Below are 13,902 nucleotides of genomic sequence, written 5' to 3' on the forward strand. Positions count from 1 at the left end.
TGCTAAGGCTTTTGATTTTCCTCAAACCAGGGGGCGATCCTGTTCTCGACATAGCTCCAAACAGCAGGCGCACCACGGGTGACCTTGACACCAACACGTGACTGCACCTGCTCAAAGCTGACATCATACTCCAGCCAGCTGCCGCCACCATTGAGAAGGTTCAACAATACGGGCTGCACCCGATCAATGGCCTTGGCAAAGACGGCATCCGGGCTGCGCGCGGCCTCAAACTCATCCCAAAGCGTGCGGAACTCTTCCGACTGTGGCGCCGGCAACAGGCCAAACAGGCGATCGGCGGCGGCCTGTTCCAGCGCTTCCTGAGCCTGCTGGGCCTGGGGGGATTGCGTGCCGTGAATGGGGGCATCCCCTGCGTCCACTTCGACGATATCATGCAGGAGCAACATGTTAATAACACGCGAGATGTTTATCTCAGCTTTTGCATGTTCAGACAGGATCCAGCCATACAGCATAATATGCCAGCTGTGCTCAGCCGAGTTTTCAGGCCGGGTTCCATCGCCGATCCAGGTTGCGCGCAACACGGTTTTGAGCGCGTCAGCTTCGTTGAGGAAAGGCAGCCGTTGGGTCAGGGCGCTGCAATCCTTGTCTGTGGCCTCACCCAGCACGGACAGGGCGTGATGATAGGCCTCTGGGAGGCCCTGTTCCAGTGCTGCGGCCCGGCCACCAAACAGGTTGCCGTGTACCACCTCGATGTGATCCGGCAGCGGTGAAGCGCCGTAGAGCGTTTGAAAAATCGGCTGACAGTGATCCAGATGTTTGGCAAAACGTGCATCCGGCGATTCGGCTTGTTCGAATTCATGCCAGAGCGCCAGGAGCTCAGCGCCCTGATCGCTGGGCAAAAGCCCAAACAGCCGGCTGGCTGCGGCTTGTTCTGCTTGCGCCACGGCCTGCCAATCGACATCTGCATCAATAGGATGGTCTCCGGCGTCGATTTCAACCAGATCGTGCAGCAAAAGCATTTGAATGACGCGGGTAATCGTGACCTCAGGCCCGGCAAAGGGCGCCAGAACCAGGGCATATAGTGCTAGATGCCAGCTGTGTTCAGCCGAGTTCTCTCGCCGTGAACAGTCCAGGATCAGGTTTTGACGTTCTATCCGACGCAGCCTGTCAGCTTCCAACAAAAAGGCAAATTGCGCCTCGAGGCGTTGGTTCATTTTTGGACTTTCTCTTCCAGTTCACTTTGTACCCGAGCCAGCTTTTCTGCAATGAAATCGCGGGCTTTGCGTTCTGCAAGCCGAACGCGAATTTCTGTCAAAAAGGCTTCTTCCAAAGATTGAGAGGCTGCCCCAAGTACTTGGGCAACCTCCATATAAAACCGATCTTCACCAATGGCGTCCTGGACTTTGATCGTATCGATAGCCAGTTTCTCGCCCAGCTTTTCGATGGTTCCCATCAGCGGGTGTTCTCTGTCAGGCGACGTTTCACATAGTCAGTGGTGTGACCCATCAAAGTGTCCATGTGATCCCCCTGGAAGAAGTGGTCGGCGCCTTCAACTTCGGTATGGGTGACGGTGATGCCTTTTTGTTCGTGCAGCTTGTTCACCAGATTGACGGTATCCGCAGGCGGTGCCACCCGGTCAGAGGTGCCGTTGATGATCAAGCCCGATGAGGGGCAGGGCGCCAGGAATGAGAAATCATACATATTGGCAGGTGGGGCCACCGAGATGAAACCAGTGATTTCGGGCCGCCGCATCAGGAGCTGCATGCCGATCCAGGCACCAAAAGAGAAACCAGCAACCCAGCAATGCTTGGAGTTGTTGTTCATCGACTGCAGATAATCCAGTGCCGATGCCGCGTCTGACAGCTCGCCAATACCCTGATCATATTCGCCCTGCGAACGACCTACACCGCGGAAATTAAACCGCAAAACGGTAAAGCCCATGTTGTAGAATGCATAGTGCAGGTTATAGACGACCTTATTGTTCATGGTGCCACCGAACTGCGGGTGCGGGTGCAGAACGATCGCAATTGGTGCGTCTTTTTCTTTTTGCGGGTGATAGCGGCCTTCCAGGCGGCCTTCGGGTCCGGGAAAAATGACCTCAGGCATGGGTGGGTGGATCCTACTCTTATTTCTGCAGATGCTGCCGAGGGAATACTTGACGAATTCCATCAGTCATCTTAGAACAATTCTAATTGCTGGCGCAGGCCATTGCATTGCACCGTCACGCTGAGATACGCACTCATGCGGGTAAGGTCAATGTTTTCGCGTCTAAACTGGATGTTTGGAGAGATGGAAAGATGAAGCTTTCTACCAAAGGGCGGTATGCCATGGTCGCGCTGGCTGATATTGCGTTGCAACCTGATGGCGCATTGGTTGTGCTTGGCGATATCTCCAAACGACAGGATATCTCGCTTCCCTATCTGGAGCAGCTCTTTGTGAAGCTGCGCCGGGCCGAGCTGGTTTCTTCGGTCCGCGGCCCAGGTGGTGGATATCGTCTGGCCCGGCCGCCATCGGAAATTCGCGTTGTTGATATTCTAAGCGCCGTCGATGAAACCGTTGATGCCATGCACAAAGGCGCCGGGGCATCGGGGGCAACAAGCGGCAGTCGGGCGCAATCGCTGACCAACCGCCTGTGGGAAAGCCTGAGCGCCCATGTCTATGTGTTTTTGCACCAAACCAGACTGTCGGATGTGATTCAGAACGATCTTGCACCTTGCCCTGCTGTTCCCGGGCTGTTTTCGGTTGTCGACGCAGAATAATCCGGACACGGCGTCGCATGAAAGCGCCAGTCCTGTCCTACTTGAACGGAAAAGATGATTCCATGACACGGGTTTACCTTGATCACAATGCCACCACGCCATTGGCCCCTGCGGCCCGTGCTGCGATGGTTGCGGCTATGGATCACTGCGGCAATCCCTCATCTGTTCATGCAGAAGGGCGCGCTGCCAAGGCAGTGGTTGAACGTGCCCGCGCCCAGATCGCTGCGGCCTTTGGCGCGGATGGTGCGGATATTGTTTTCACTTCTGGCTCAACCGAGGGGGCCTCGCTGGCATTGGCTGGGCGCGACCTGCATGGGGCTGCGATTGAACATGATGCCGTAAGGGCCTGGACCAAAGAGGATCTTTTGGTCTCATCCCATGGGGTGGTCGAGGTTGAGAGGCCTGAGCAAACAACCCTGCAACTGGCGAATTCCGAAACCGGCGTGCTGCAGAACCTGCCGCAGGGCCTGGCCGTGAGCGACGTGACCCAGGGCTTTGGCAAGCTGCCCATCGCCTTTAATTGGCTGGGGGTCGGCATGGCGCTGATTTCGGCCCATAAACTGGGTGGCCCCAAAGGCATTGGCGCCTTGGTGATGCCACGCGGCACCGATCTTGCGGCGCAGATCAAGGGCGGGGGGCAGGAAATGGGTCGCCGTTCCGGCACCGAAAACGTCATTGGCATCGCCGGTTTTGGCGCTGCCGCCGAAGCCGCGGCGGCGCAACTGGCCGACGGCACCTGGGAACGGGTGCAACAGCTGCGCGATCTGATGGAAGAAGCCCTTGTGGCTGGCGCTCCAGAGCTTATTTGTGTCGGCAAAGATGTTGCGCGCCTTCCGAACACCTCTTGTTTTGCGGTGCCCGGTTGGAAGGGTGAGACGCAAGTGATGCAGATGGATCTGGCTGGCTTTGCCATCAGTGCCGGTTCTGCCTGTTCCAGCGGCAAGGTGCGTGCCAGTGCGGTGCTGACCGCGATGGGATTTGACGAAGATACCGCCCAGGGCGCCGTGCGCGTCTCTTTGGGGGCAACAACAACAGAAGACGAGGTGCTGCGTTTTGCGCAGACCTGGCTTCAGAAACACAAGAAACATCGCGCCCGCGTGGCGTGAGTGCAGGAGAAGAACATGGCCGCTTTGGACCAGACCCAAGTCAAGGAAGGTGTTGACCAGGAAACCGTGGATGCGGTGGCCGAGGTGAGCACATATAAATACGGCTGGGAAACCGATATCGAGATGGAATATGCCCCCAAGGGCCTGACCACCGATATCGTTCGCCTGATCTCGGAAAAGAACGAAGAGCCCGAGTGGATGCTGAACTGGCGGCTCGAGGCCTATGATCGCTGGCTGCAGAAAGAAGAGCCAAGCTGGGCCATGGTCGACTACCCGGAAATCGATTTCCAGGACCAGTATTACTATGCCCGCCCCAAATCGATGGAAGTCAAACCCAAGTCGCTGGATGAGGTCGACCCCAAGCTGCTGGAAACCTACAAAAAGCTGGGTATCCCGTTGAAAGAGCAGATGATCCTGGCGGGCGTTGAGGGCGCCGAAGATATGCCTGCTGAGGGCCGCAAGGTTGCCGTTGACGCGGTGTTTGACTCGGTCTCCGTTGGCACCACCTTCCAGGCTGAGCTGAAAAAGGCCGGCGTGATCTTCTGCTCCATTTCGGAAGCGATCAAAGAGCACCCCGAGCTGGTCAAAAAATACCTCGGCACCGTGGTTCCGGTCTCCGATAACTTCTATGCGACACTGAACTCGGCTGTGTTCTCGGATGGCTCCTTTGTCTACATCCCACCTGGCGTGCGCTGCCCGATGGAACTGTCGACCTATTTCCGCATAAATGCGGAAAACACCGGCCAGTTCGAACGCACCCTGATCATCGCCGACAAGGGCTCTTATGTGAGCTACCTTGAGGGCTGTACCGCGCCGGCCCGTGACATCGCCCAGCTGCATGCGGCTGTGGTTGAAATCATCATCGAGGAAGACGCCGAGGTGAAATACTCCACCGTGCAGAACTGGTATCCCGGTGATGAAAACGGCAAGGGCGGCATCTACAACTTTGTGACCAAACGCGCCGATTGCCGGGGCGATCGTGCCAAGATCATGTGGACCCAGGTGGAAACAGGATCAGCTGTGACCTGGAAATACCCCTCCTGCATCCTGCGCGGGGCCGAGAGCCAGGGCGAGTTCTATTCCATCGCTATCGCCAACAACATGCAGCAGGCCGACACCGGCACCAAGATGGTGCATCTGGGGCGCGACACCAAATCTCGGATCGTGTCCAAGGGGATTTCCGCCGGCAAGGCGCAAAACACCTATCGTGGTCTGGTCTCGATGCACCCCAAGGCAAAGAACAGCCGCAATTTCACCCAATGTGACAGCTTGTTGATCGGCGACAAATGTGGCGCCCACACGGTGCCCTATATCGAGGTGAAGAATAACTCATCCCGGGTTGAGCATGAGGCGACAACATCCAAAGTGGACGATGATCAGCTGTTCTACTGCCGCCAGCGTGGCATCGGTGAAGAAGACGCGGTGGCCCTGGTGGTCAACGGCTTCTGCAAGGACGTGCTGCAGGCGCTGCCTATGGAGTTTGCCATGGAAGCCCAGCAGTTGGTCGCCATCTCGCTGGAAGGCTCTGTTGGATAATAGATGTCTAAAAATGAGCGCAACAATGCACTGGTAGAGGAGTTTGCGAGGCTAGTTGAAGAAAGAAGGCGTGAAGTTTTCAAAGCTTCCGGCCTAGCACTTCTGTTTCTTGGACCACTTTTCTTTCTCGTCGCTGCTGGATTACTTGCAATGGCGGGTTTTGAAATCATTGATCCCTTTGTCTGGTTCTTGGGTCTGTTCCCAGCAACTATTTTTGGATGGTGGTTCGGGGCAAGGCCGCTCGAAAAAACAACGAAGGTTTACGACCAAGCCATGTCAGAAGTTGTCAAAGAACTCAAAGAGAGGATTGAAGAATGATCGTCACAACCACCCCCTCTGTTGAGGGCTATCAGATCGCTGAATACAAAGGCATCGTCGTGGGCGAGGCCATCATGGGCGCCAATGTGGTGCGCGATGTCTTTGCCTCGATCACTGATATCGTTGGTGGTCGCTCTGGTGCCTATGAGGGTAAGCTGCAAGACGCGCGTGAAACCGCGCTGGCAGAGCTGGAAGACCGGGCCCGAGAAAAAGGTGCCAATGCGGTGGTCGGCGTTGATCTCGACTATGAAGTTGTCGGCCAATCCATGCTGATGGTTTCGGCCAGCGGTACTGCGGTGGTGATCGGCTGAACATGACTTTGGCGACCCCTCATAACATGCCTCTACGCCTGTTTTGGTGGAAAGCGGTGCCAAACTTTGGCGACGCGCTTTCGGCCATTGTGGTGGCGCATATGTGTGGTCGTGAGGTGGTGCATGTCGGCCCCGGTAAGGCAGATCTTTTTGCCATTGGGTCGATCCTGCAAATCGCCCGGCGTAAATACTCCGAGGCTAAGGTCTATGCTCAGAAACCCGTTATCTGGGGCTCAGGCTTGCTGCATGCGGTGGCGTCGCTGGAGTTTTTATCCAATGTAAACATCGCCTTGTTGCGTGGTCCTGTCACGGCCAGCCTGTTGGGGATCAAAACAGATCAGTTTGGCGATCCGGGATTACTGGTTGCCGATATCTTTGCACCGGCGCCCGCCAAGACCCACCGGATCGGATTGGTTCCCCATCACAGCCAGATGGAAGACCCACAAATTCAGGTGCTTGCAAAGATCAGTGATGAGATCTTGCTGATTGATCCGCATCAGGACCCCGAGACTGTCTGTCAGCAAATCAGCGCCTGTCAGCATATCTATGCTGCCTCGCTGCATGGCTTGATCACAGCTGACGCCTACGGCGTTCCCTCCACCTGGGTCTCCCCAGGCGATCAGGGACACCTGAAATACTATGACTATGCCGCCTCGATCGGGCGGCCGCTTATCTCGCCATTGGCCTGGGATCAGATCCCGGATCATGCGCGACACATCATTCAACCGGCAGAGCTGCCATATGGTGCGGGCATTGCGCGCGCCAAGGCCGATCTGCGTAACAGTTTTCCTGCGCTTATGCGCGCTGAACAGAACACAGGAACCGCCTGAGGGCGCGACCAAGAGATAAAGAGACGAGGAAAAAATGCTCGAAATCAAAAACCTGCACGTCAAACTTGAAGACGAAGACAAGCAGATCCTGAAGGGTCTGGACCTGACTGTCGAAGCCGGCAAGGTACATGCAATCATGGGCCCCAATGGCTCTGGCAAGTCGACGCTCTCTTATGTTCTGTCAGGCCGTGATGGCTATGAGGTCACCGATGGCAGCGCCACTCTGGCGGGCGAAGACCTGCTGGATCTGGACCCCGAAGAGCGCGCCGCTCTGGGCGTCTTCCTGGCCTTTCAATACCCGGTGGAAATCCCAGGTGTTGGCAACATGACCTTCCTGCGCACTGCGGTAAATTCGCAGCGCAAAGCACGTGGTGAAGAAGAGCTGTCGGCAGCGGACTTCCTCAAAACTATCCGTGCCAAGGCCAAAGAGCTGAAGATCGACGCAGATATGTTGAAGCGTCCGGTCAATGTCGGATTCTCTGGCGGTGAGAAAAAGCGTAACGAAATCCTACAGATGGCCATGCTTGAGCCCAAGATGTGCATCCTGGATGAGACCGACTCTGGCCTTGATGTTGACGCGATGAAGCTGGTGGCCGAGGGCGTGAATGCCCTGCGCGACGAGGGTCGTGGTTTCCTGGTGATCACCCACTACCAGCGCCTGCTGGACCATATCAAACCCGATGTCGTGCACATCTTGGCGGGTGGCAAGATCGTCAAAACCGGTGGCCCAGAGCTGGCAATGGAAGTTGAGAACAACGGCTACGCCGGTATCCTGGCGGAGGTGTCCTGAAATGGCTCTGGCTGATTTGAAACAAAGTGCCACTGAGGCACGATTGGCGGCTCTGACGCTGCCGGAGGGCGGTTGCCTTTCGGCGGCGCGTCAGGCGGCGCTGTCGCGGGTTCAGACCATGGGTCTGCCGGGACGCCGCGATGAATATTGGAAATACACTCGCCCAGATACGCTGACAGCGGCCGAAGTGATCAAGGCCTCGGTTTTTGTCACAGATGAAGAGCCGATGTTTTCGGAATTCGATCGCCTCAAGATCGTGTTTGTGGATGGCGTCTACAATGCCGAGGCCTCGGATGATCTGAGCCTCGAAGGGGTGCAGATTGATCGGATCGCCGATATCTGCTGTCAGGACATCCACTGGGCCAAGGATCTTTATGGCGTGCTTGAGGCGCGCGGTCAGGCACCGGTCGAGCGTCCGCTCGCGGCGTTGAACACCGCTTTTGCACAGGATGGTGTTGCCATCCATGTGACGGGCAAGCCAAGCAAGCCAATCAACCTGGTCTACGTGCATTCCGACGAGGTCTCAGACGCGATCCTGCATCACGTGATCCGCGTTGAAGCAGGCGCTGAGGCCACCATTCTGGAAAACGGCCCGGCGGCCTCTCGGTTCAACAAATGTATGGAAATCGACATTGCCGACACCGGCAAGCTGCATCTGGTCCGCGCCCAAGGTCGCGACCACGAGCGTCGTGCTGCAACGCATCTGTTTGCCCGTCTTGGCACAGAATCCGTGTTCAAAAGCTTCACCCTCACGGTGAATGGTGTTCTGACCCGCAACGAGGCCGTGGTTGAGCTGTTGGGGGATGACGCCATCGCCCATATCGCCGGTGCCTGTGTGGGGGATGGCGAGTTCCATCATGATGACACGGTGTTCATCACCCATGATGCTGTGAACTGTGAAAGCCGCCAGGTTTTCAAAAAGGTTCTGCGCAATGGCGCCACTGGCGTGTTTCAGGGCAAGATCCTGGTAAAAGAGGGTGCTCAGAAAACCGATGGCTATCAGATCAGCCAATCGCTGCTTCTGGACGATGACAGCCAGTTCCTGGCCAAGCCTGAGTTGGAAATCTACGCGGATGACGTGATCTGTTCGCATGGCTCCACCACCGGTGCCATCGACGAAGAGGCGCTGTTCTACCTGCGTTCGCGCGGCGTTCCCGTGGAGGAAGCGACGGATCTTTTGACCCTGGCTTTCCTTGCGGAAGCGGTTGAAGAGGTCGAAGACGGTGACATCGCCGCTGCCATTGTTGCCCGCCTCGAAGGCTGGCTGTCGCGGCGTCGCTAAATGGCCGTTACTGGTGATATCCTGGCAACCTACCGGGGGCCGCGCAGGGTTTTTGCGCGGCTTCTTGCCATGGGACCACGTGAGGATCGGATGTTGGCCTTCCTCATGGCGGGCTGCGCTTTGATGTTCATCTCGCGCATGCCCAGTCTGGCGCGCGAGGCTCATCTGACCGGGCAGGAACAGACAATGTTGCTCAGCAACGCCTTGTTTGGCATCATTTTTGTCGCGCCTCTGGCGCTGTACACCCTGGCATTGATTGCTCATTTCATCGCCCGCGCACTGCGCGGCACGGGTGAAAGCCATGCGGCGCGGCTAGCCCTGTTCTGGAGCTTTCTGGCGGCCAGTCCGCTGATGTTGCTCAATGGGTTGGTGGCGGGTATGATTGGCCCCGGAACCGAGTTGAACCTGATTGGTGGGCTGTGGTTTTCAGCCTTTTTGTGGTTCTGGATCTCCGGAATGTATCAGGGCTATTGGGTCAAACCTCAGGTGAAGGCATGAGGTTCCTCTGGGCTTTTATGATACTGACCCTGCGCCGGCCCGGTGTAGCAGCCCGCAGCATTTTGCTGCGGCAGTTTCCAAATGAAGCCATTTGGACCGGGTTGTTTCTGGCGGTTATCCTCAACGCGCTGTTTTTTGGGATCCTGGGTCTGGTCATTCCCAATTCCAAAGAATTGGCGATGTTTGATATGTCTTCTGAGTCCCCAGGGCTCTCGATGATGGTCTCTGCCGTCCGCAGTGTGCTATTCGCCGCTTTGCTGACCCTTGGGGGTCGCTGGCTGGGGGGCACGGGACGCTTTATACCTATTCTGTCGCTCTTGGTTTGGGACCAACTGGTGCAGCTTGCTTTGATGAGCCTTGGTATTGTTGTCCTGTTGATCTCTCCACAGCTGGGCAGCATAGTGTTCCTGGTGATCGGCCTTGTGTTACTCTTTGTGCTGTTGAACTTTATCAATGAAGCACATGGGTTTGCCTCACTTTGGCGTTCCTTTGCTGTTGTTTTGATGGCCTCGATCGTGATGTTCTTTGCCATGATCTTTATCGTCGGGCTGCTTGGGCCTGCCAATCTTGGACTACTCGAAAATGTATGACGTTGAAAAAATCCGCAGCGATTTTCCTATCCTGTCCCGTCAGGTCAATGGCAAGCCGCTGACCTATCTGGACAATGGGGCTTCAGCGCAGAAACCTCAGGTGGTGATCGACGCCATCAATCAGGCTTACTCGCAGGAGTATTCCAATGTTCACAGAGGCTTGCACTACCTTTCCAATCTCGCCACAGAGAAGTACGAGGGCGTGCGCGGCATCATTGCCAAATTCCTGAATGCGGCGAGCGAAGACAGTATCGTCCTGAATTCCGGCACCACCGAAGGTATCAATATGGTGGCCTACAGCTGGGCCATGCCACGGATGCAGGCCGGGGATGAAATCCTGTTGTCGGTGATGGAGCATCACGCCAATATCGTGCCCTGGCATTTCCTGCGAGAACGTCAGGGCGTGGTGATCAAATGGGTGGATACCGCTGCCGATGGCAGCCTGGATCCGCAGGCTGTTCTGGATGCCATCACGCCAAAGACCAAACTGATCGCGATTACCCAATGTTCCAATGTCTTGGGCACCGTTGTGGATGTAAAAACCATTACCGAAGGCGCCCATGCCAAGGGCGTTCCAGTGCTGGTGGATGGTTCACAAAGTGCCGTTCACATGCCGGCGGATGTTCAGGATCTTGGCTGCGATTTCTTTGCCATCACAGGCCACAAACTCTATGGCCCCTCTGGCTCGGGTGCGATCTATGTGCATCCCGACCGGATGGCAGAGATGCGTCCTTTCTTAGGCGGTGGGGATATGATCCGCGAGGTCTCTAAAGAGGCCGTCGTCTACAACGACCCGCCAATGATGTTTGAAGCGGGCACGCCGGGCATTGTGCAAACCATCGGCTTTGGGGTGGCGCTGGAATACATGATGGAGCTGGGGATGGAGAACATCGCGGCCCATGAAGCCGGGCTGCGTGACTATGCCATGACCCGTCTCACGGGGTTGAACTGGATCAATGTTCAGGGACAAGCTGCTGGTAAGGCAGCTATTTTCAGCTTTACGATGGAAGGGGCCGCCCATGCCCATGACATCTCTACCATCCTCGATAAAAAGGGCGTCGCGGTGCGCGCCGGGCATCACTGCGCCGGCCCCTTGATGGATCACCTGGGCGTCTCCGCTACTTGTCGCGCATCCTTTGGCGCCTATAACACCAAGGCCGAGGTCGACACCCTGGTTGAGGCTCTTGAGCTGGCACATGAGCTTTTTGCCTGAGGTAAGGCGCTAAGCCGTAGTCAAAAAGAACAAAGGCGACGGTTTCCCGTCGCCTTTTCTTTATCTTATGAGCCGAGATGAATGTTGAACCGGCTGCGAATTTCTGCGTCCAGCGCAGGATCAAACCGCGCGGCAGAGCGTTCCGACAAGATCTGTTCTTTTCGCGCTGTCGCCTTCTCCAAAAGATCGGGTTTCCCCAGTTCAGCCCATTCCTTTGGCGAGGTCCGATCGCCCAAGGAAGGGTAGACATAATCCGTCTGCATCCGACCCAGCGTCTGACTGGTGCCCAGGTAGTGACCGGGCCCACCCATGCAGACTTCAGCGATCTGGTCCAGAGCCAGGGTCTCATCGGTAACCTCGATCCCACGCACACAGCGCAGTGCCTGACCAATAATGTCATCCCCCAAGATCAGGGATTCATGACAGAATCCTAAAAGCGACGCATGCATGCCAGCAGATTCATAAACCATGTTGAGCCCGGAGAGACCGGCCATGACATTGGAACACATCTGCTCCCATCCAGCCTGCATGTCCGGCATTTTGGAATCGCTGGCGCCAGCAGCCGCGCCACCTGGAATTCCATAGAATTTGTGCATCTGGGCACAGCCTGCCGTCAGCAGGGCTTGCTCGCCCGAGCCCATGGTCATCGCGCCAGTGCGCAGGTCCAGGCCAAAAGGCCAGGTGCCAACAATCGCGGGGGCGCCGGGTTTCACCGCATTGACATAGACCAGCCCGGCCAGGCATTCCGCCACTGCCTGGGTGATAGCACCGGCTATCGTAGAGGGCGCAGTCGCGCCGGCCATACCAGCCGAAAGCAGCAAAACCGGCATGCCGGCCTCAATGCAGCGCTCCATGACTTCGCAGCTCTCGGTGGCGAATTTCATCGGCGGGACAACAAAACAGTTGGAGTTGGAGACAAAGGGACGCTCGCGCCATTTGTCTTCGCCACCTGCAATCATGTGCAGCATTTCCATGGCAGGCGCGACAAAATCCGGCTCAGTAAAGGATACCCCAATATGTTTGGTGGTGCCGGCCGTGGTGGCATAGATTGAGTTCAGATCCATCTCGAGATTGTCGGGAATATCGCGGCAGACCATAGGGCGCTGACAGAAATGGATATTGTCCAGCCTATCACAGATACGCGCCGCATCATGCAGATCCTGAACTGTTGAATCCCTGTAATTGCGACCCGCAACATCCACCATGTGAACAGCGGCCCCGGCGGTGCCATAGTGGACCCGGTTGCCCGAGAGCTCCAGATCGTGCTGACCGTCGCGGCTATGCAGGGTCACCGAGCGGTTTGCCTTGGTCAACATGTCCTCAACCAGGGCACGGGGGAAACGAATACGGCCGTCATCGCCCAGGATGCAACCTGCGTTGGTCAGGTATTCGACACCGCTGGGGGGCGCATCCGCGAGACCAATGGTCTCCAGCGCGTCCAGCGCCGCACGGTGAATGCGTTCCACGCCGTCCTGGCTCAAGGGTTTGAGAACGCCACCCTCCATTCCTGGGCGAATGGGGCGCATGTGGTCGGGTAGGGCGCTGGCACGGGCGCTGCGACGTGCAGCGCGCCCTCCGCTGCGAGAGGATGCACGGGTGGGGCTGCCGGATTGATCGGTCATTCTAGGATCCTTGGTACGGGGAATTCTGTTGCTTCAAAGGGGAGAGAACAACAGCCCGTAGGGTCGCCCACGGGCGGCACGGCCTCTGGTGGCACCAATGGTGCGCCATACCAGATTAACTACACAGCGTTCCGCCAGCATATTGGATCCTTCTTGCTACCTTCTCAGGTTTGGCGGTTTTGACGACCGATTCTAGCATGTTTGCGACCAATGTGAAAAATGCGACCTCTTTTTCACTGGCCTCTGAGGAATGGCTTCACTTGGGTCTTGGTTTTCCCGCCTAGCTTCAGGGGAATTTCATCCACCTTCACATGTTTTGAAGGCGCAGGGCGGTTTTTCTCCGAGCTTCACGATCCAAGCCATGGAATTGGAACCGCTCGTTAAGGAATTTCTCCGAAAATGGAGGCTCAGGAAATGCCGCGCTGTGAAGGGCGCTAGAATGGGCAAGAAATCATGCCAGCTTCTCAGATGTTTACAAATGCAATCGCTTCAGTGCTCGCAGCTGGTGTCTTTTTTACTGCCGCCTTGCCGGCTGTTTCTGGCGATTGGAAATCCAGCTATTTCTTCTCCTCCCAAAGCCAGCCATCAGGCAGTTCCTTGGGAAACACCGCAAATTCAACGAATGGATTGGCATTTTCTGCCGACAGAGACTACGGGCGGCTTGTCCTGGGCGGCAGCTACAGCCGTGGTAGCACCTGGCAAAACCCTGGATTTGAGGATCCTGCAGGACGCGAGAGGCTGAGCCTGCGGGCTGGGTATGATTTTGGCCAGAGTCTGGGCTATGTTTCAGTAGGGCGCCTGCTGGGCCTGGGAGCTGGGGGGGCTGACAATGCGGATACTCTGGGGATCGGCGTTCGGGTGTCATTAAACCGCGCCCTGCAGCTGACCGGAGAATACATGTATTATGCACCTTCGGGTGGCGGGGCAAGCCATGGCCAGTCTCCGAACCGAATATCTATTGGCGCCGCCTTTCAATTTTAGACATCACCCTTGGCGCGCCACAGAAGAGATGCTAGGACATTGGCATGAACCAAATCTGCACCCTTATTATTTGCTGCATTCCCTGCTGAAATCCTCAGCGGGCTGGTT

16 protein-coding genes are annotated in these 13,902 nt (G+C 56.6%); 12 read left to right on the forward strand and 4 right to left on the reverse strand.

The features are described 5' to 3' along the window. Positions 1–2: 2 nt before the first annotated feature. Genes ED661_RS09425 through ED661_RS09435 form a run of 3 tightly spaced genes read right to left on the reverse strand, consistent with a single transcriptional unit; the run spans position 3 to position 2,064 of the window. Complete coding sequence (locus ED661_RS09425; RefSeq protein WP_122073663.1) at positions 3–1,172, reverse strand: HD domain-containing protein; 1,170 nt, start codon at positions 1,170–1,172, stop codon at positions 3–5. Next, the gene (locus ED661_RS09430) at positions 1,169–1,411 is read right to left on the reverse strand and encodes a hypothetical protein (protein WP_122073664.1); all 243 of its coding nucleotides are present in this window, start codon (positions 1,409–1,411) and stop codon (positions 1,169–1,171) included. Before ED661_RS09430 ends, ED661_RS09425 begins: the two co-directional genes overlap by 4 nt. Beyond that, positions 1,411–2,064 carry an alpha/beta hydrolase gene (locus tag ED661_RS09435; RefSeq protein ID WP_009808392.1) on the reverse strand — a complete coding sequence of 218 codons (654 nt, stop codon included), beginning with the start codon at positions 2,062–2,064 and terminating at the stop codon, positions 1,411–1,413. Before ED661_RS09435 ends, ED661_RS09430 begins: the two co-directional genes overlap by 1 nt. Positions 2,065–2,255: 191 nt before the next feature. Between ED661_RS09435 and ED661_RS09440 the strand changes: the two genes are divergently transcribed. The 11 genes from ED661_RS09440 (at position 2,256) to ED661_RS09490 (ending at position 11,191) form a co-directional block, all read left to right on the forward strand. After that, entirely contained in the window at positions 2,256–2,717 is a 462-nt protein-coding gene (locus ED661_RS09440; protein ID WP_122073665.1) for an Rrf2 family transcriptional regulator, read from the forward strand. Positions 2,718–2,779: 62 nt separating this feature from the next. Next, positions 2,780–3,823, forward strand: a complete 1,044-nt coding sequence (locus ED661_RS09445; RefSeq protein ID WP_122074088.1) for a cysteine desulfurase family protein — start codon at positions 2,780–2,782, stop codon at positions 3,821–3,823. Positions 3,824–3,838: 15 nt separating this feature from the next. Continuing rightward, positions 3,839–5,359, forward strand: coding sequence for a Fe-S cluster assembly protein SufB (gene sufB, locus ED661_RS09450; RefSeq protein WP_122073666.1), 1,521 nt, complete (start codon positions 3,839–3,841; stop codon positions 5,357–5,359). Between the two features lie 3 nt (positions 5,360–5,362). After that, positions 5,363–5,677, forward strand: a complete 315-nt coding sequence (locus ED661_RS09455) for a hypothetical protein (protein ID WP_122073667.1) — start codon at positions 5,363–5,365, stop codon at positions 5,675–5,677. After that, positions 5,674–5,988, forward strand: a complete 315-nt coding sequence (locus ED661_RS09460) for a heavy metal-binding domain-containing protein (protein WP_122073668.1) — start codon at positions 5,674–5,676, stop codon at positions 5,986–5,988. Before ED661_RS09455 ends, ED661_RS09460 begins: the two co-directional genes overlap by 4 nt. 2 nt (positions 5,989–5,990) lie before the next feature. Further along, positions 5,991–6,818: a polysaccharide pyruvyl transferase family protein gene (locus ED661_RS09465; RefSeq protein ID WP_122073669.1), complete on the forward strand. Its 828-nt coding sequence runs from the start codon at positions 5,991–5,993 to the stop codon at positions 6,816–6,818. A 34-nt stretch (positions 6,819–6,852) separates the two neighbouring features. Next, entirely contained in the window at positions 6,853–7,608 is a 756-nt protein-coding gene (gene sufC / locus ED661_RS09470) for a Fe-S cluster assembly ATPase SufC (protein WP_122073670.1), read from the forward strand. A gap of 1 nt (position 7,609) precedes the next feature. Then, positions 7,610–8,890 (forward strand): SufD family Fe-S cluster assembly protein, encoded by a 1,281-nt coding sequence (locus ED661_RS09475; RefSeq protein WP_122073671.1) that lies wholly within the window; start codon positions 7,610–7,612, stop codon positions 8,888–8,890. Further along, on the forward strand, positions 8,891–9,388 hold the full coding sequence (locus ED661_RS09480; protein WP_122073672.1) for a YIP1 family protein: 498 nt from the start codon (positions 8,891–8,893) through the stop codon (positions 9,386–9,388). Next, positions 9,385–9,978, forward strand: a complete 594-nt coding sequence (locus ED661_RS09485; protein WP_122073673.1) for a YIP1 family protein — start codon at positions 9,385–9,387, stop codon at positions 9,976–9,978. The genes ED661_RS09480 and ED661_RS09485 overlap by 4 nt, the downstream gene beginning before the upstream one ends. Continuing rightward, entirely contained in the window at positions 9,971–11,191 is a 1,221-nt protein-coding gene (locus ED661_RS09490; protein ID WP_122073674.1) for a cysteine desulfurase, read from the forward strand. Before ED661_RS09485 ends, ED661_RS09490 begins: the two co-directional genes overlap by 8 nt. A 65-nt stretch (positions 11,192–11,256) precedes the next feature. Here ED661_RS09490 and ED661_RS09495 read toward each other — a convergent pair whose 3' ends face one another. Beyond that, entirely contained in the window at positions 11,257–12,813 is a 1,557-nt protein-coding gene (locus ED661_RS09495; protein WP_122073675.1) for a trimethylamine methyltransferase family protein, read from the reverse strand. Positions 12,814–13,266: 453 nt separating this feature from the next. Between ED661_RS09495 and ED661_RS09500 the strand changes: the two genes are divergently transcribed. Continuing rightward, the gene (locus ED661_RS09500; protein WP_122073676.1) at positions 13,267–13,794 is read left to right on the forward strand and encodes a hypothetical protein; all 528 of its coding nucleotides are present in this window, start codon (positions 13,267–13,269) and stop codon (positions 13,792–13,794) included. The last annotated feature ends 108 nt before the right edge of the window (positions 13,795–13,902 follow it).

It is taken from the genome of Pseudophaeobacter sp. EL27, assembly GCF_900313025.1.
In the GTDB taxonomy this organism is placed as follows: domain Bacteria; phylum Pseudomonadota; class Alphaproteobacteria; order Rhodobacterales; family Rhodobacteraceae; genus Pseudophaeobacter.